Here is a 17,849-nt window from a genome sequence, read left to right as displayed (position 1 = left end):
TCACCCTCTTCACTCGTGCGTTTCAGGGAGTTAGGCAATGACCCGATTTCTGCTGTTACTGACACTGGCACTCAGCGTCGCAAGCTGCGGCAGCGTGGATGTTGCCCGTTATGCCGAGCAACAACCGGCCTTGGACCTGCAGCGTTTTTTCAGCCAGCCCGTCAAAGCCTGGGGAATGTTTCAGAAGCGCAGCGGTGAGGTGGCCAAACGTTTTGAGGTCAACATCGTCAGCCGGCGTGAGGGTAACAACCTGATTCTCGACGAGCGCTTCCTGTACAGCGACGGCACCCGCCAACGTCGCGTCTGGACCCTCACGCCCGAAGGCCAGGGGCGTTGGAGCGGTCGCGCGGCTGACGTAGTGGGTGTCGCCGAGGGCCAGGTCGCGGGCAATACGCTGCACTGGCGTTATCGCCTGAACCTGCCGGTCGACGACTCGACTTACGAAATGAGCATGGACGACTGGATGTACTTGATGGACGAGGACACGTTGATCAACCGCACCAGCATGTCCAAGTTCGGTGTAGAGGTCGGCCAAGTGACACTGTTCTTCCGTCGCCAAGGCGCGGGAGTCAGCGAGTGAACCGCGCATTGACCCTGGCCTCGCTCGGCGACGGTTATCGCGCGCTGGTGATCGGCGCCAGTGGCGCCCTCGGCACAGCCTTTTGCCAACGGCTGAAACAGGATCCGCGCTGTGCCGGCGTTCGCGCGCTGGGGCGCCGTACGTTCCCCGCGCTCGACCTTGAACGACCTGAAACGATTGCCAGCGCCGCCGCCGAACTGGCAGGCGAAGCGCCGTATCAACTGATCATTCACGCGGCCGGTCTGCTCCATCGTGACGGGATCAAGCCGGAAAAAAGCTTCAGCGCGATCGAGCCGGAGGCGCTGCAAACCGTGTTTCAAGTGAACACGCTGGGACCGGCATTGGTGTTGCGTCATTTCCTGCCACTGCTCGATCCTCGGGGAGCGATGGCGATGCTTTCGGCCAAGGTCGGAAGCATTGGCGACAACCGATTGGGCGGCTGGTACGCCTACCGCGCTTCCAAGGCTGCGCTGAACATGCTGATCAAGACCGCCGCCATCGAACTGGCACGCACGCGCCCGCAGAGTCGCTTGCTCAGTCTGCACCCGGGCACGGTGGTGTCGGGGTTGTCGCAACCTTTTCGCGGCGCCTCCAGCGCCCGTCCGGCAGACGTTGCCGCTGAACAGTTACTGACTTTGATTGACCAGTTGACGCCGGCCGACAGCGGCCATTTCTTTGCCTACGATGGAGAATGCCTACCCTGGTAGGCAAGGAGTGAAGCATGAACCTGCAAGCCCTCACCGAACGTGCGGCCAACAGTGAAATACGCGAACTGGAGCTGTTGTCACTCGAAGGTGGTTTTTATCTGGCGCGGATCCGTCTGGATCACGGCCAGTTCACCTTGCTGGATGACGCGGCCAAGCCGATGCACCTGCGCTCGATCACCCACCTGCGGGACTTGCTACAGACCGTGCCGGCCTTTCCCTGCGTACTGGTGCAGCAATGCGTGCACGACGAAATGTGCGGGCGCGATTCAGGGCCTGTCGAAGAGCTGCGCATTCCGTTTTCGCTCACTACGCCCGTATGAGTCGAACCACGCACATCAACTGGTAATGAGCGGGGCCGCCCCATTTGTCGCGTACCCGCTAAGCTGGTTTTACGGCCGTGCGTCAGTTGAACGTTGTTGGCTGACTGAAAACAGCAAAATATAAATGCTGTCATAACCATGATTTTTTCTGACAAAACGGCGTCTTTTGCAGGTTTTCAAAAGCTCTGCTGAAGCCTGTTAGAGCGCCATTTGCCGCCCAAGCGGGTTATCAAAAATCCAACAACGCTTTATTACTGAATTAGTGATTTAACTAGGTAGTTACCTAACTATATAATGCCCTCCTCATTTCAACGGGACATTCAACGTGAAGCAGAGTCAACGCCTCTCGGGCATATCAAAATTCATTCTGGTCGGGCTGGGCGTCGTCATCGCCCTGCTCGGCTTGGCGCTGGCTGCGGGCGGCGTGAAGTTGGTCAGCCTGGGAGGCTCGTGGTACTTCCTGGTGGGTGGCTTGGTCATGGCCGTTTCCGGTCTGCTGATCGCGCGCTACAAGCCAGCCGGTGCGTGGTTGTTTGCCGCGTTCCTGGTCGGAACAGCGATCTGGGCGGTGAGCGATGCCGGGCTGGTGTTCTGGCCGGTGTTCTCGCGCCTGTTCATGTTCAGCGTGATCGGCCTGGTCGTGGCGCTGGTTTATCCTCTGCTCAAACGTGCCAACGGTGGCGTTGCGGGTCGCGGCGCTTACGCTGTGGCTGCGGTGCTGGCGGTCGGCGTGGTTGTGGCGGCTGGCAACATGTTCGTCGCGCACCCTACCGTTGCCGCCACCGGCACTGGCCCGGGCCTGACCCCGGTCGAGCCGGACAAGGCACAAAAGGACTGGGCGCACTACGGTAATACCGAAGGTGGCAGCCGCTTCGCCGCGCTGGACCAGATCAACCGCAACAACGTCGACAAGCTGAAAGTCGCGTGGACCTACCACACCGGTGACGTCGCCGAGAGCGATGGCAATGGCGCTGAAGACCAGCTCACTCCGCTGCAGGTTGGCAACAAGGTGTTCATCTGCACCCCGCACAACAACCTGATCGCCCTTGATGCCGACACCGGTAAAGAGCTGTGGAAGAACGCGATCAACGCCCAGTCGAAAGTCTGGCAGCGTTGCCGTGGCATGGCCTATTTCGACGCCAGCGCTGCCATTGCTCAGCCAGCCAATTCGAAAATAATCGAAGCCAAACCGGCGCCGGCCGCCAACTGCCAGCGCCGTCTGCTGACCAACACCATCGATGCCCGTTTGATCGCAGTTGATGCTGACACTGGCGAGTTCTGCCAGGGTTTCGGCAACAATGGCCAGGTCGATCTGAAGGCCGGTCTGGGTGATGTCCCGGACAGCTACTATCAGTTGTCGTCCGCTCCGTTGATGGCCGGCACCACCGTGGTGGTTGGCGGTCGCGTGGCTGACAACGTGCAGACCGACATGCCCGGCGGCGTGATCCGTGGTTTTGACGTGATGACTGGTGCCATGCGCTGGGCCTTCGACCCGGGCAACCCGCAGGATAAAAAAGCGCCGGCAGACGGCAGCACCTATGTGCGCAGCACGCCGAACAGCTGGGCACCGATGTCCTATGATCCGGCGACCAACACCGTGTTCCTGCCGATGGGCAGCTCGTCCACCGACATCTATGGTGTCGAACGCAGCAAGCTCGATCACACCTACGGCGCTTCGATCCTCGCGCTGGACGCCACCAGTGGTGAAGAACGCTGGGTGTTCCAGACCGTGCACAACGATCTGTGGGACTTCGACCTGCCGATGCAGCCGAGCCTGATCGACTTCACCAAGGACGGTAAAACCGTACCGGCCGTGGTCATCGGCACCAAGGCCGGGCAGATCTACGTGCTCGACCGCGCCACCGGCAAACCGCTGACCGATGTGAAAGAAGTACCGGTGAAAGCGGCGAACATCCCGAACGAACCATACTCGCCAACCCAGCCGAAATCGCTGGGCATGCCGCAGATCGGCGCACAGCACCTGACTGAATCGGACATGTGGGGCGCGACCCCTTACGACCAGTTGCTCTGCCGCATCGACTTCAAAGGCATGCGTTACGACGGCCTGTACACCGCGCCGGGCACCGATAAATCGCTGAGTTTCCCGGGTTCGCTAGGCGGCATGAACTGGGGCAGCATCTCCACTGACCCGGTACACGGTTTCATCTTCGTCAACGACATGCGTCTGGGCCTGTGGATCCAGATGATCCCGTCGCAGAACCAGGGCAAGGCCGCTGGCGGTGGCGAAGCGCTGAACACCGGCATGGGCGCCGTGCCGTTGAAAGGTACGCCGTACGCGGTGAACAAAAACCGCTTCCTGTCGGTAGCCGGCATTCCGTGCCAAGCACCACCGTTCGGCACGCTGACGGCGATCGACATGAAGACGCAGAAAGTCGCCTGGCAGGTTCCGGTCGGTACCGTTGAAGACACCGGTCCACTGGGCATCCGCATGCACCTGCCGATCAAGATTGGTCTGCCAACCCTCGGCGGCACCCTGTCGACCCAAGGTGGTTTGATCTTCATCGCCGGCACCCAGGACTTCTACCTGCGCGCGTTCAACAGCGGCAACGGTGAAGAAGTCTGGAAAGCACGTCTGCCGGTCGGCAGCCAAGGTGGCCCGATGACGTATGTTTCGCCGAAAACCGGCAAGCAATACATCGTCATCACCGCCGGTGGCGCGCGCCAGTCGACCGATCGCGGCGACTACGTGATGGCTTACGCCCTGCCGTAAACCACGGTGTTCACGTAAAGCGCGGCACCTTCGGGTGCCGCGCTGCTTTCCCCCTATTGCTCATGTTTTTTGCAGGAAGATTTACATGCTATCGGCTGTTGGTTTTTCCCGTTCCGACCTGTTCAAAGGCCTGTTGCTGGGCCTGACGTGCACCACCGCTCTCCCCGCGCTGGCCGACATCGATTCCGATTTGTTGACCCGCAGCACCCTCACTGGTGACTGGGGTGGCTTGCGTCACCAGATGGATGAACAGGGCATCAAGTTCACTGGCGACTACAGCGGCGAAATGGCTTACAACGCCGACGGTGGCTTGCATCGCTCGGCGCGTTACTCGCAGAACATCAAGCTCGGCGTGCAGTTCGACCTGAGCAAACTGTACGGCGTAGACAACGCCGGCAAGGTCCAGTTGACCATCAACGATCGTCGCGGCAACAGCGCCTCGGAAGATCTGGTCGGCAACCGTCTGCCGATCCAGGAAAACTACGGTGGCCTGTACACGCGCCTGACCGAACTGAGTTACGAGCGCACGCTGTTCACTCCAGCGCTCAATGTGAAACTCGGCTACATGGCCATGGGCAACGACCTCGGCGGCCTCGACAGCGGCATTCTGTGCAACTTCATGAACGCCGGTTTCTGCGGCCATCCGTTGAACATGTCCGGCGGCAGCGGCTGGACCAACTACCCCAACGCGCGCCTGGGCGTGCGGGTGAAATACGACCTGTCGTCGTCGTGGCAACTGCGCGTGGCCGCGTTCAACGTCGACCCCGAGAGCAACGGCAATTCCAGCCGCGCCTGGCACCTTGATCCGAAACACACCACCGGCACCGTGGTGCCGATCGAGCTGGTGTACAAACACGCGGGCGCCCTGCCCGGCGAATACAAGCTCGGCTACTACTACGACAGCTCCGACGTAAAACGCATCGGCAGCGACAAAGAAGTGTCCGGTCGCGGCGGTCATTATCTGCTGATCGACCAGGCCGTCTGGAGTTCGGCGACATCCGAAGGCCGCAGCTTGCACGCGTTCGGCCAATACTCGGCGGCCAGCGAAGCGGCGTCGCCGTTCAGCAAGTGGTACGGCACCGGCGTGGTGCTGTACAAACCGTTCGAAGGTCGCCCGCGAGACACCGTCGCGCTGGGTTATGGTCGCGCCGTGCCGAACCCGCGCAGCCGCGATGTGCAGCAGGACGCCGCATTGAACAACGGCACGGCGTTCCCGAACCTGGACAGCGCCGAGCAACTGATCGAACTCGGCTACGGTTATCAGGCCACGCCTTGGCTGACCCTGCGCCCAAATGTGCAGTACATCATCGAGCCGGGCGCGTTTTCCGGGCAGGACATCGACAATGCGCTGGTGATTGGCTTGCAGGTCAAAGCGGCGCTCTGATCTCCAAATAGCAGACAATAAAAAACCCGGCGCGAATTGCCGGGTTTTTTCTTGCCTTCAAGATCACTTTTTCTTTTTGGCCGGCTTATCAGCCTTCTTCGAATCCTTGGCCTTCTCAGGCTTGCTGTCGGCTTTTTTCGCCGACTTCTTGGGCTCGGCGTCTTTCTTCTTGTCTTTCTTGTCGGAAGACTTTGAAAGCGTCGAAGCTGCCGCTGATTTCTTTTCTGGTGATGACTTTTTGTCTTTCAGATCCTTGCTGGCTTTCGAAGCATCACCTTTGTCTTTGCTTTTCTTTTCGTCTTTAGCCACGTTGACCACCTCTCGGAGTGTGCCGTTATTGACACAGCGCCTGTGCGATTGACCACAAGCTAATCATTAGGCGAGCAGGTCTCGGAGCGGTTCAGATTATTTTGCGGCATTCGAAACAAGCCAAAAATGAAGGCCGCGCCAGCTGTCGCCAGCGCCACCTTCAACAACCGCCGGTTGATCAGGCCTTGTTGCCCGCCTCCTGGAGCGCCTTTTCAGCATTGAAACCGTCGAAGTTTTCGAACACGCCCATAAAGCCTGGCACGGTTACTTCGCGCGCCCAGTCGCGCTGCAGTTCGCAGTACATCTGTACCCGGCTGATGAGCTTCGCCCCCGCCTGCTCCATTCGGCGCAACGCTGCCTCGTGTGCGGCGAGCGACGTGCCGCCCACCGCATCGACCGGCACGTAAACTTCATAGCCTTCCTGAATGGCGTCGAGCACCGGGAAGGTCAGGCAGGCTTCGGTCCACAGTGCGGTCATGATCAGTTTCTTGCGCCCGAGCGCTTTGACTGCCTGCTTGAACCCGGTGTCCTCCCAACTGTTGATCGACGTGCGGTCATAGGTGGGCAGATGGCCGAGTACCGCTTGCAACTCTTGAATCGGCGGTTTGTTGCGACCGGTCGCGACATTGACGGTCGAGTGGATGATCGGCAGGTTGTAGTTGAGCGCCGCCTTCGCAACGCTGGTGATATTGAAGACCAGTTCATCCCGTGACATCGAGCGGATCGAAGACACCTGAACCGGTTGATAGTCGATGATGATCAACGCTGAATTGTCGGGCGTCAGGAGTTGATCGGTGTGCGGGTTACGGATGGGTTCGCTTGCCATTTGCAGGTCCTTTTGTATGGGTAACGCACGTCGGTAAAACGGCCGGAGCCCGTGCAGTTTTTGGTTCCAGAACGCACGCGAGTGACGCCGTGCCTGGAAAACCCATTGTGCTGTTCCCCTATTCGCAGCAGTAGTAGCATCCCGAGGCGAACTGTGTCGCGCCAAGGGGAACGCGAGAATGGATATCGAAGAACTGCAAACCTTCGTCGAAGTGGCCGATGCCGGGGGCATTTCACAGGCAGCGCTGCGGCTCGGGGTTTCGAAATCAATCGTCAGCCGCCGTCTGGCGCGGCTTGAAGCGGAACTCGGCGTGCAATTGCTGGCACGCTCCACGCGCGGGGCTTCACTCACCGAAGCCGGCGCGACATTTCGCGATTACGCCGCCCGAGTGTGCAGCGAAATCGACATCGCCAAGGAAACCATCCTGCCCGCCGGCGCCCTGCGCGGTCGCTTGCGCGTGGCGGTGCCGTTATCGTTCGGGCCGACGCACTTCGCACCGGTGCTGGCGGAAATGGCTCGCCGTCACCCTCAGTTGCACATGCAGACCTGCTACAGCGATCGCTTCGTTGACCTGATTACCGAGGGCTATGATTGCGCCATTCGCGTGGGTTACCTGCAGGACTCCAACTTGATCGCGAGGCGTATCGGCCCGGTCTACACCAAGCTCGTCGCAAGCCCCGACTACATCAAAGCGCACGGCGCGCCCGATACCCCGGACGAACTGCACGCCCATCAGGCGCTCATGCAAGGCACCGAAGCCTGGCAATTCATGGCGGCTGACAAGGTCATCACGGTTCGCCCGCAAGGACGCTTCAAGGCTGACAACGGCACGGCCCTCGCCGCAGCCGCGGCTGCCGGCCTCGGCGTCGCCTACCTGCCCGATTGTCTCACCCACGAACACATTGCCTCGGGTGCACTCGTGCCGATCATGACCAACCATCCACCGCCCCCGGCCGGTGCCTACCTCCTCCGCGCGCCGGGCCCGCATCCCGCGCGCAAGATACGCGTGCTCACGGATCTGCTGATCGAGTACTTCGGCGAATCTCCGCACCTCGCCGTGCAGCCGCTGTCACAGCCCGATGAAATGTCGGCGTCCAGCTGAGGAAAGTTCGGTCCTGAAGCCATGAAAGGAGAAGTGAGGTGCCGCAACGCCTGCAACAGTCAACGCGTCGGACTGCATTTATCGCAGACACCACAGCGCTGATCCTGTTTTTCACCATCACCGGCATCCTCAATGAACGTTTCATTGCCGGCATGACGTGGGATCAGGTTCTGCACGCGCGCCTGCTGGGCGCGGTGCTGATGATTCCGGTCGCGCGACCTTACGGTATCTGGCGCGATTGGGTGATGACGCGAGCCAGTCAGGGTCGGGTGTCGAGGTTGTTATGGGACAGCATCGCCCTGGTCAGTTTTCAGGTGCCCATCTATGCCGCGATCATTGGCTTCAGTGGTGCATCGGGCGAAGGTCTGGTGCGCGGCACACTGGGTGCGGCCGTGATGATGCTGGCTCTGGGGCGACCCTATGGGGCGTTTCTTAATCGGGTGCGGAAGCTGTTTGGTTTGCCGCCGGGTGGGGACAAGCCGATGTCGTTGAAGGGTTGAGTGGCTGGGGAAAATTTCAGGGAAGACCCCATTCAGAAAAACGTGATCTGTTCTTTAATCCCGCTCTACTGGCCAGTTTCAGCAGTTCATGCTCTTGCTCCGGTTTCATAAAAGTGGTCAACGCAATAGGCTCTTCCCTTGAGTACAGGTTGCTGGCAGTCCTTCGCCAGACAAGCAGATGTATCCAGACCGCCATGATTTTCGACCATGCGCAGCTTTATCAAAGTTTCCATTTCAGCTGATTCCCAGCCCTCGGGCGAGTCCAGTTTGCGGGCGTACAGGGTTTGATATTTATCCCACTCATCCGCTCGCCAAAGCTGCCCGCACCCGGCACATTGCAATAGTTTGATCCAGTCCCCCGTCGCCAGGCAGCGCATTCCTGCGACAAACGCCGTGTAACGCTGACTGATATCTACCAGGTTGTTTTGACCGTTGCAGGTGCATTGCATGGTTCCACTCCAAATCTTCTTGCTGCTACTCGTTCCACAGTCAACGTCTGCCTCTGCCCCACCGCGGCTGTCCCGGCGCGGGCACCGTTAACTACACTTCGGCGGCGCCTGTATTCCGCTTGAGACGCTCGAGGTCCCTATTGACCAGCACCTTATGGACTACGCCCACCGGCAACATATAGACGCGCCCAAAGACGTTATGCGTTACGACAGACGATGTGATTGTGAACACATGATCTGTTATCGACAGGCAAATCATGACATCCAGATGTCGGTCTCTTACGCTCAGAACGAGCACGTCGGGGCCACTATGCTCCACCAGAAAAAAATCCAGCTTTTCGCCAGCCTGTATTGCCTCTCGACGGGCGCCAGAGAAACCGCCGATGCGCTTCACGCCAACTAACGAGCAAATCGCATCCCTCGTTCGAAACGCCAGTCGCATGACCAGTCCCGGCTTGGCCCGCATGCAGTTCCAGGCTTCAAGAGTGGTTATTTCAACAGGCAGCAGCACCGATCGGCTGTGATAGTAATCAAGATCAGGCAATGCCCTCAGGGTGTGAGCAGGTGAAGGGGTGGTCATACATGATTCCTTTCAATGGGCCGATTTGTTACTCGACATCACTTTCCTTGCGTCTCTGCGCAACGCGATTTCCACGCCAGCAGACGTGCAATGCGCGTAAAAGCGGCCATTCAAGGCGCGCTCTGGATAAGCACCGGGTCACAAATACCAGCGATACTCCCGCGCACTGATCTCCTGCATAAACGCCAAATGATCCTGGCGTTTATTCTCGCAATACACATCCACAAACTCCGCGCCCAACCCTTCCCGCAACTGCGGCTGATGCTGCATCGCACGCACTGCCTCGAACATCTCCTTGGGGAAATCAATCCCGCTGCTGCGGTCTTCATTCAGCGGTGCGATCGGTTCTTTAGCCGATTCCAGCCCGTGCTCCAGCCCCACCAGTATCGCCGCCAGCACCAGATACGGATTGGCGTCCGCGCCCGCCAAGCGATATTCAACCCGCAAATTCTTCGCGTCCGACTCGGGAATCCGCAGACACGCATCACGATCCTCAAAACCCCAACTGGCCTTGGTCGCGGTGTTCACCGTGCCGCCCAATCGGCGCATCGAGTTCTGGTTCGGCGCGAAGATCGGCATGCTGTGCGGCAGTAATTCCAGGCACCCCGCGACTGCATGGCGTAGCGGCTGCTGCTCATTGGCCGCCAACAGATTATTGCCGGCTGCGTCGTACAAACTGACATGCACATGCATACCGCTGCCCGGATGTTGCAAGTACGGCTTGGCCATGAAACTGGCGCGATAACCATGCTTGAGCGCCACACCGCGCGTGCTGCGGCAGAATAACGCCGCCCAATCCGCCGCACGCAAACCGTCGTCGAGATGGCCGAAGTTGATTTCAAACTGTCCGGGGCCGAGTTCAGCGGTAATCACCGTGGCGTCGATGCCCTGCGCCCGAGTGGCTTCGACCATTTCATCCAGCACCGGCGCGAAGCGTGAAAGCCGCTCGATGTGCAGGTTCGGTTGATCATCGGCGTCGTCAGTCAGGTCGTCGCGGGGGAATTGCGGCAGACCGTCGCGCAGCTTTTTATCGAACAGGTAGAACTCCAGCTCAAAGGCCACCACCGGGTGAATGCCTTTGCGCGCCAGGCGCTTAAGCACCTGTGCGAGCACTTCACGGGGTTCGAATTCGATCGGCTTTTCAGTGCCGTCGGAAGTGATCAGCATCTGCCCCAGCGGCTGCGCTTCCCATGTCACCGGTTTCAGTGTGCCCGGCACCAGACGGCGCACGGCATCCGGGTCGCCGTCGTTGAAGCAGTAATCGCCAATCGGGAACAAACCACCCTGCACGCCCAACAGTACGCAATTCTGCGGCAGCTTCAGTACGCTGCCGGCGGCGACTTTTTCGAGCATGTCTACCGGATAACGCTTGCCGTAAAAATGCCCCGGGATGTCCAGGCAAATCAGGTCGACATAACGCACCTCGGGGTAGCGTTGGCGAAACGCCCGTACTTCGGCGAGCAGGTCAGCGCAGACAGCGTCCATCGTGTTCATCCTTTATGGTTATCAGGTGTAGACCCAGAGCACGCGGGTGAGCTGCTCGGTGAGGTTGCCGTAGCGGCAGCGGGTATGACTGTCGAACTGAAAGCTGTCGCCGGCCTTCAACGTAGCCGGCTCTTCATCGTCGCCCAGCCACAACGTCAGTTCGCCTTCGAGGACGTAACCGCCCTGCTCGGAGCTGTCGGTCAGATGGCGATCACCGCTGCTGGCGCCGGCTTCGAGATGGCTTTCGAGCATGGAGAACGAGGCGCGCATCTGCGGCGATACCAGAATGTCGGTGATGCCATTGGCGTAATACAGCGTGCGACGCTCGTCCGGGCGCGTCACCCACGGCAATTCCTTGGGCTTGGGCAGGCTGTAGAAATACGTGGTCGGCACGCCGAAGGTTTCGCTGATCGCAGTCAGGTCCGCCACGGTAGGCCGCGACAAACCGCGCTCGACCTGCGACAGGAAGCCGACCGAACGGCCGATCTTGTCGGCCAGTTCCTTCAGGGTCCATTTCTTGTGCTTGCGCAGGTCGTGGATGAGGATCGCCAGCGCGGCGATTTCTTCTTGCTTGTTCATGGCCAAAGTCTCATCAAATGCTGTCGCGCAGTCGATACCAGGCCTTGCCGATGGCCTCCAGCGGTGCCGCGAAATGTTTGCCACCGGGAAAACGGCCATTGCTCAGGCCCTGGTACAACGCCAATTCATCGCTATCGCCGAGGATCGCATTGGACACCGCACGTGCGGCGGCCAATGTCGGCAGGACGCCGTGCCCCGAGTAGCCTTGCAGCCAATAACGGTTACCCTCGCCGCCCACGTCCGGCGTGCGGTTGATCGTCAGGTCGATATGCCCGCCCCAGGCAAACTCGATGCCGACACCCTGGAGCTGTGGGAACACTCGCTCAAGAAATGGCCGCGTTGCCGCCGCGATGTCCTTGGGCATACCGCCCAGGTAAGTGCAGCCGCCGCCGAACAACAAGCGGTTGTCCGGTGTGCGGCGGAAGTAATCGAGGACGAACTGGTTGTCGGTCACGCAAACGTTGTGCGGCAACAGCGCGCTGGCCTGCTCAGCGGTGAGCGGTGCGGTGGCGACCTGATAAGTGCCCACCGGCAGAATGCAACTGGACAGTTGCGGGTCGAGTTCATCGAGGTAGGCATTGCAGGCCAACACCAGCACATCGGCGCRCACCAAACCGCGCTCGGTGTTGACCCGAAAGCCGTCGCCCTGCTCCTGATAACTCAGCGCTTTGCTTTGTTCATGAATACGTCCGCCGGCCCGCTCGATGGCGGCCGCCAGGCCCAAGGCCAGTTTCAGAGGATTGAGGTGTGCGCCCTCAGGATCGTAAAGCCCGGCCTGATAGCGATCGGTGGCCACCCATTCCGGCAATTGTTCACGAGGGATGAACTGCAACCCATCATGGCCCCACTTATGGCTGGCCTCATGTTGCCATTCGCTGAGCAGGCTGACCCGCCGTGGCATCACCGATGTCCACAAATGCCCGGGGCGATAGTCGCAATCGAAACCATGGCGGCCGGGCAATTCGCGCAATTCGTCGGCAGCCCAGCGCATGCCATCCCAAAGCCGTCTGGCCCGCTCATAACCGAGCGCGGCTTCCAGCGGCGGCATATCGCACGACCAGCCAAGAATCGCCTGCCCGCCGTTACGCCCCGAGGCCGCCCACGCCACGCGACTGGCCTCCAGCACGATCACGCGTTTACCCGCCAAGGCCAGACGCAGCGCCGTGTGCAGACCACTGAAACCGGCGCCGATGATCACCACGTCGGCGTCATGTTCGCCTTCCAGAGCCGGCCGATGGCTCAGAATATCGGCGCAGCTGTGGGCGTAATAGCTGTCGACGTGCTGGCTGGATTGCTGAAACATTCACGACCCCATGAAATTTGTTTCTTGTAATTTCATGAAAATCTACAGAAGAAATTTCACACAGGCAACTCGACCTTCGCGATCAACCCTCCGCTCTTGCGATTGCTCAGCGTCAATTCACCGCCCTGCTCACGGACGATGGCTCGCGCTGCGGAAAGACCCAGACCCACACCGCCGGTGTCACGATTGCGCGAAGTCTCCAGCCGAAAGAACGGATCGAACACCTGCTCCAACGCCACCTCGGGAATGCCGGGGCCTTCGTCGCTGACCTCGATGCGAATCGAATACTCGTCACGCTTCAACGCAATGACCGGACGCTGCGCATACTTCAGCGCATTCTCCAGCAGATTGACGATCACCCGTTTGATCCCCAGTGGCCGGCCTTCATACACCAAATGCGCCGGGCCGCCGAAGTCGACATTGATCTGCTGATCACGGTAATCGTCGACGATGGTTTGCAGCAGCTCCGACAGATCAAATGCTGTGGTTTGCTCGCGATGGGTGTCTTCGCGGAAGAACGCCAGCGCGGCGTTGATCATCGACTGCATCTCTTCAACGTCGCGAATCAGTTTGCCCTGATGATCGAGGTCTTCCATGAACTCACTGCGCAAACGCATGCGCGTCAGCGGCGCACGTAAGTCATGGGAGATCGACGCCAGCATGTGCGTACGCTCGGCAATGAAATGCTGGATCTGCGCCTGCATGGTGTTGAAAGCGATGATCGCTTGACGGATTTCGTCGGGGCCTTCGAGCTTGATCGGCGGTGCGCGCAGATCGGTGCCAAATCGTCTGGCGGCACGCGTAAAGCGCTGCAACGGATTGGCCAGTTGCCGGGTGGCGACCCAGGCGACGAGCAATGTGGCAATCAGTCCCAACGCGATGACGATCACGATACGCACGCCAAACTCCAGACCCCAACTGCGCTCCGGCGGGATAAAGGATAACCAACTGCCATCGACCAATTGCACGACGGCGGCGTAATGCGCCTGGGCACTGCCTTTCGGCCAGTCGCCCGGGCTGAACACCTCGATTTTTCGATCATTGCCCAGCAGTTGCTGCAGCACCGGCACCCTGCTCGCTGGCAGGCGAAGGCCGTCATTGGGCAGATCGAAGTCGGCGCGCTGTGCTTTCCATGACACTTGCAGCATGGCGCTGCTCGCCGCTGCGGCCAGTTGCGGGCGCAGGTTGGCCGGGGCGGCTTCGATCACCCGCGAGGTCGCCGCAATCTGCTCGAGCAGACCGGTGCGTTCAATCGGTGGCCGCGCCCAGATCCCGGCGACTTGCACGAACAGCGCATTCAACGCCAGCGACGCGACCATCGCCGCAATGATGGTCAGGGCGATGCGCCGGCGCAGGGTGTCGCCACGCCACAGTCGGCGAATCACGAGCGGCTGACCTTGGCGGTGAACAGATATCCGCCGTTGCGCACGGTACGGATCAGGTCCGGGCGCTTGCTGTCCGGCTCGATCTTGCGCCGCAGGCGACTGACTTGCACATCGATGCTGCGGTCGAAAGCGTCATGGCCATGGCCGTGGGTCAGGTCGATCAACTGTTCGCGGGTCAGAATGCGTTGCGGATGATCGAGGAACACCACGAGCAAATCGAACTCGCCGCCGGATAACGGAATCATCACGTTTTCCGGCGAGCGCAATTCGCGGCAGGTGATGTCCAGATGCCAACCGGCGAAGCCGATCACCGGGCGTGATGGCTCAACCGGATGCCGCTGTTCACTGGCACGACGCTGCAAGGCGCGCACCCGCGCGAGCAGTTCCTGCGGGGCGAACGGCTTGGTCAGGTAATCGTCCGCGCCCAGTTCCAGCCCGACAATGCGATCACTCAGTTCGGCCATGGCGGTGAGCATGATGATCGGAATGCCCAGTTGCGTATGCACCTTCTGGCACAGGCTCAAACCACTTTCGCCGGGCATCATCAGATCAAGAATGATCGTGTCCGGACGGTTCTGCGCGATCGCCGCCCACATGGCCTCGCCATGCGGCGCGACGTCGACTTCATAGGCGTGCTGCACGAAGAATTTCTTCAGCAGCGCGAGAATTTCCACGTCGTCGTCGACGAACAGCAGTCTGCTCACAATTACAGATCCATGCGGCGAAAAAACGCCAATCTAAAGCCATTTCGCCGCCCGGGTCATTTATTTCAATCGAGCAACATTTCTACGCGCTAGACATCAAGCGGACATTCTCTGGCAAAACCGCGCGGGCATTCTGCGGCCATTCCAATCCAGGGGGTTCGCATGAAGCTATTGAACGACAACCATTGCGCCGAGGGGCACAACAGCAATCGTCCCTTGATCCTCAGCCAGCGCACCGCCGCGCTCGGCCCCGACACACCGATCGTGTTTCAGGAGTCGTGCCTGAGCGTTTCCAGCGATCAGAGCCGCATCGTCCTGCGCCRCTACTTCGAGCAGTTCAGCCCGACCAATGCGCACTGGGTCGAATACGTCCACAGCATCGCTGCCGCCGACCTGATCCAATGGATCATGAGCCACGGCCAGTTGCACATCGAATGCTCGGACAGCATCGCCACGCAACCTCACAAGGAAACCCGTTAATGACCCGCACGCATTCGCTGTCGCTGGCCCTCGCCACCACCCTGAGCCTGTCCGCCTGCAGCAGTAACAAGGTCGAACACAGCGGCTTTCTGCATGACTACAGCGTCTTGGCCGAGCGCCAGTCGCCGTCCGGCCAGCCTGTCCTGGCGTGGGTCAGCCCGGCACTCGCCCGGGGCCGATATACCCAGGTTTACCTGGCACCAAGCCAGTTTTACCCAAGTGCCGAGCCGACGTCGCGGATTCCGCTGAGCACGCTGTCCGGGGTTACTGACTACTACGATGCGGCGCTGCGGCTGGAATTGGGCAAGGTGATGCATCTGGTCAACCAACCGGGGCCGAACACGTTGGTGGTGCGCCCCGCCATCACCCAAGTGGCGACCAGCACTCAGGGTTTGCGCTTTTATGAGTGGCTGCCCGTCACCCTCGTCGCTGCCGGTGTGAGCACGGCGACCGGCATCCGCGATCAGGACAGCCAAGTCGCCACCGAAGTGTCGTTCGAGGACGGTTCCACCGGCGAAGTGATTGCCGAAGTGGTGCGCAAAGGCACCGGCGTGCCATTGGAGAACGACAAGCAGGTGTTGACCGCCGACGACATCAAAGTGGTGCTGGACGGATGGGCCAGCGACCTGCGGCAATCGTATACGGCCATCCGCCGGTAAACACATATCCCCCTGTAGGAGCTGCCGAAGGCTGCGATCTTGTTGGGACGCGGAGCGTCCCCGGCTGCATTCCCACGCAGAGCGTGGGAACGATCAATCGCAGCCTTCGGCAGCTCCTACACCGGTGCGCCAGGAAAAAAAGCGCCTGGCAGTGAATTATTTCGTGTCCTCATGTATCTGAGCCAAAGAGTACGCGCCATCAAAAAGATGGCATCTACGCGGCACGATGGATCAGCAAAGAGAAGACCCGGATGAAATCACGCAAGAAAACCGTCAAGCCGATCGGCCTGAACGACATCACCATTGTCGACGACGCCAAGATGCGCAAAGCGATTACCGCTGCCGCCCTGGGCAATGCCATGGAATGGTTCGACTTTGGTGTTTACGGCTTCGTCGCCTATGTGCTCGGCAAAGTGTTCTTCCCCGGCGCCGACCCCGGCACCCAGATGATCGCCGCGCTGGCGACGTTCTCGGTGCCCTTCCTGATCCGGCCGCTGGGCGGCTTGTTCTTCGGCGCCTTGGGCGACAAGTACGGGCGACAGAAAGTCCTCGCCGCGACCATCGTGATCATGTCGCTGAGCACCTTCGCCATTGGCCTGATTCCGTCCTATGCCTCGATTGGCATCTGGGCACCGATCCTGCTGTTGCTGGCGAAAATGGCCCAAGGCTTCTCGGTGGGCGGTGAATACACCGGAGCGTCGATCTTCGTCGCCGAATACGCGCCGGACCGCAAGCGTGGCTTCCTCGGCAGTTGGCTGGATTTCGGCTCGATTGCCGGCTTCGTTCTCGGTGCCGGTGTGGTGGTGTTGATCTCCACCACGCTGGGCGAAGCCAAGTTCGAAGAATGGGGCTGGCGTCTGCCGTTCTTCCTCGCCTTGCCGCTGGGCATGATCGGCCTCTATTTGCGTCACGCCCTGGAAGAAACCCCGGCGTTCCAGCAACACGTCGAAAAGCTTGAGCAAGGCGATCGTGAAGGCCTCGCCGGTGGCCCGAAAGTCTCGTTCAAAGAGGTCGCGACCAAACACTGGCGCAGCCTGATGACCTGCATTGGCGTGGTGGCGGTGACCAACGTCACCTACTACATGCTGCTTACCTATATGCCGAGTTACCTCTCGCACAATCTGCACTACAGCGAAAACCGTGGTGTGCTGATCATCATCGCGATCATGGTCGGCATGCTCTTCGTACAACCGGCGATTGGCTTCATCAGCGACAAGATCGGCCGCAAGCCTTTCATCGTGGTTGGCAGCATCGGTTTGTTCATTCTGGCGATCCCGGCGTTCATGCTGATCAACAGCGGCAAGATCGGTTTGATCTTCGCCGGTCTGCTGATGCTGGCCGTGCTACTGAACTTCTTTATCGGTGTCATGGCCTCGACCCTGCCGGCGATGTTTCCCACGCACATTCGCTACAGCGCGCTGGCGGCTGCTTTCAACGTCTCGGTATTGATTGCCGGCCTGACTCCGACTGTGGTCGCGTGGCTGGTCGAGAGCACCAATAATCTGTACATGCCGGCGTATTACCTGATGGTCATCGCCGTGATCGGTCTGGCCACCGGGGTGACCATGAAGGAAACCGCGAACAAGCCATTGCGCGGTGCCGCGCCGGCAGCCTCGGACCTCGAGGAAGCCAAGGAACTGCTGCAAGAGCACCACGACAACATCGAGCAGAAGATCGAAGACATCGACGCCGAAATCGCCGCGCTGGAAGCCAAGCGCAAGGAACTGGTGCAGCAGCATCCGCGAATTAACTGAGTCGCTTTATTC

19 protein-coding genes are annotated in these 17,849 nt (G+C 60.0%); 10 read left to right on the top strand and 9 right to left on the bottom strand.

Annotation, left to right across the window (positions count from 1 at the left end; genetic code table 11):
- Positions 1-37 precede the first annotated feature (37 nt).
- From AC1DVF_RS04985 to AC1DVF_RS04965, 5 genes are all read left to right on the top strand, one after another.
- Positions 38-580, top strand: a complete 543-nt coding sequence (locus tag AC1DVF_RS04985; RefSeq protein WP_093431483.1) for a DUF3833 domain-containing protein — start codon at positions 38-40, stop codon at positions 578-580.
- Entirely contained in the window at positions 577-1,287 is a 711-nt protein-coding gene (locus tag AC1DVF_RS04980; protein WP_477782141.1) for an SDR family NAD(P)-dependent oxidoreductase, read from the top strand. The genes AC1DVF_RS04985 and AC1DVF_RS04980 overlap by 4 nt, the downstream gene beginning before the upstream one ends.
- Positions 1,288-1,301: 14 nt before the next feature.
- Positions 1,302-1,607 carry a DUF6482 family protein gene (locus AC1DVF_RS04975; RefSeq protein ID WP_034154117.1) on the top strand — a complete coding sequence of 102 codons (306 nt, stop codon included), beginning with the start codon at positions 1,302-1,304 and terminating at the stop codon, positions 1,605-1,607.
- Positions 1,608-1,932: 325 nt separating this feature from the next.
- Positions 1,933-4,338: a glucose/quinate/shikimate family membrane-bound PQQ-dependent dehydrogenase gene (locus tag AC1DVF_RS04970; RefSeq protein ID WP_477782140.1), complete on the top strand. Its 2,406-nt coding sequence runs from the start codon at positions 1,933-1,935 to the stop codon at positions 4,336-4,338.
- Between the two features lie 85 nt (positions 4,339-4,423).
- A complete protein-coding gene (locus AC1DVF_RS04965) occupies positions 4,424-5,722 on the top strand; it encodes a carbohydrate porin (protein ID WP_477782139.1) in 1,299 nt (432 codons plus the stop codon).
- A 63-nt stretch (positions 5,723-5,785) separates the two neighbouring features.
- On the opposite strand, the gene AC1DVF_RS04960 is transcribed toward AC1DVF_RS04965, so the two are convergent.
- Both AC1DVF_RS04960 and AC1DVF_RS04955 read right to left on the bottom strand, forming a co-directional pair.
- Positions 5,786-6,040, bottom strand: a complete 255-nt coding sequence (locus tag AC1DVF_RS04960; protein WP_175559574.1) for a hypothetical protein — start codon at positions 6,038-6,040, stop codon at positions 5,786-5,788.
- A 169-nt stretch (positions 6,041-6,209) separates the two neighbouring features.
- Positions 6,210-6,857 (bottom strand): hydrolase, encoded by a 648-nt coding sequence (locus AC1DVF_RS04955; RefSeq protein WP_477782138.1) that lies wholly within the window; start codon positions 6,855-6,857, stop codon positions 6,210-6,212.
- Positions 6,858-7,035: 178 nt separating this feature from the next.
- Between AC1DVF_RS04955 and AC1DVF_RS04950 the strand changes: the two genes are divergently transcribed.
- On the top strand, positions 7,036-7,959 hold the full coding sequence (locus AC1DVF_RS04950; protein ID WP_477782137.1) for a LysR family transcriptional regulator: 924 nt from the start codon (positions 7,036-7,038) through the stop codon (positions 7,957-7,959).
- A gap of 38 nt (positions 7,960-7,997) precedes the next feature.
- Complete coding sequence (alaE, locus tag AC1DVF_RS04945; protein ID WP_460090960.1) at positions 7,998-8,459, top strand: L-alanine exporter AlaE; 462 nt, start codon at positions 7,998-8,000, stop codon at positions 8,457-8,459.
- Between the two features lie 86 nt (positions 8,460-8,545).
- Here alaE and AC1DVF_RS04940 read toward each other — a convergent pair whose 3' ends face one another.
- The 7 genes from AC1DVF_RS04940 to AC1DVF_RS04910 all read right to left on the bottom strand — a co-directional run bounded on the left by AC1DVF_RS04940 (position 8,546) and on the right by AC1DVF_RS04910 (position 14,944).
- The gene (locus AC1DVF_RS04940) at positions 8,546-8,908 is read right to left on the bottom strand and encodes a hypothetical protein (RefSeq protein WP_460090961.1); all 363 of its coding nucleotides are present in this window, start codon (positions 8,906-8,908) and stop codon (positions 8,546-8,548) included.
- A 91-nt stretch (positions 8,909-8,999) separates the two neighbouring features.
- Entirely contained in the window at positions 9,000-9,488 is a 489-nt protein-coding gene (locus tag AC1DVF_RS04935) for a DUF2867 domain-containing protein (protein ID WP_460090962.1), read from the bottom strand.
- A gap of 138 nt (positions 9,489-9,626) precedes the next feature.
- A complete protein-coding gene (locus AC1DVF_RS04930; protein WP_257355161.1) occupies positions 9,627-10,973 on the bottom strand; it encodes a glutamine synthetase family protein in 1,347 nt (448 codons plus the stop codon).
- Between the two features lie 21 nt (positions 10,974-10,994).
- Positions 10,995-11,552 carry a helix-turn-helix domain-containing protein gene (locus tag AC1DVF_RS04925; RefSeq protein ID WP_093431445.1) on the bottom strand — a complete coding sequence of 186 codons (558 nt, stop codon included), beginning with the start codon at positions 11,550-11,552 and terminating at the stop codon, positions 10,995-10,997.
- A 13-nt stretch (positions 11,553-11,565) separates the two neighbouring features.
- A complete protein-coding gene (locus tag AC1DVF_RS04920; protein WP_477782136.1) occupies positions 11,566-12,855 on the bottom strand; it encodes an NAD(P)/FAD-dependent oxidoreductase in 1,290 nt (429 codons plus the stop codon).
- A 56-nt stretch (positions 12,856-12,911) separates the two neighbouring features.
- Positions 12,912-14,240: an ATP-binding protein gene (locus AC1DVF_RS04915; protein ID WP_460090965.1), complete on the bottom strand. Its 1,329-nt coding sequence runs from the start codon at positions 14,238-14,240 to the stop codon at positions 12,912-12,914.
- A complete protein-coding gene (locus AC1DVF_RS04910; protein WP_320336738.1) occupies positions 14,237-14,944 on the bottom strand; it encodes a response regulator in 708 nt (235 codons plus the stop codon). The genes AC1DVF_RS04915 and AC1DVF_RS04910 overlap by 4 nt, the downstream gene beginning before the upstream one ends.
- A 162-nt stretch (positions 14,945-15,106) precedes the next feature.
- On the opposite strand from AC1DVF_RS04910, the gene AC1DVF_RS04905 reads away from it, so the two are divergent.
- The 3 genes from AC1DVF_RS04905 (at position 15,107) to proP (ending at position 17,837) form a co-directional block, all read left to right on the top strand.
- Complete coding sequence (locus AC1DVF_RS04905; RefSeq protein WP_477782135.1) at positions 15,107-15,424, top strand: hypothetical protein; 318 nt, start codon at positions 15,107-15,109, stop codon at positions 15,422-15,424.
- Complete coding sequence (locus tag AC1DVF_RS04900) at positions 15,424-16,083, top strand: DUF3313 domain-containing protein (RefSeq protein WP_093431430.1); 660 nt, start codon at positions 15,424-15,426, stop codon at positions 16,081-16,083. The genes AC1DVF_RS04905 and AC1DVF_RS04900 overlap by 1 nt, the downstream gene beginning before the upstream one ends.
- 251 nt (positions 16,084-16,334) lie before the next feature.
- On the top strand, positions 16,335-17,837 hold the full coding sequence (gene proP / locus AC1DVF_RS04895) for a glycine betaine/L-proline transporter ProP (protein ID WP_093431427.1): 1,503 nt from the start codon (positions 16,335-16,337) through the stop codon (positions 17,835-17,837).
- Positions 17,838-17,849 lie beyond the last annotated feature (12 nt).

Source organism: Pseudomonas sp. P4_D7 (genome assembly GCF_056401755.1).
Note: the sequence above shows the minus strand (reverse complement) of the source record. Positions and strands in the feature narration are given on the sequence as shown.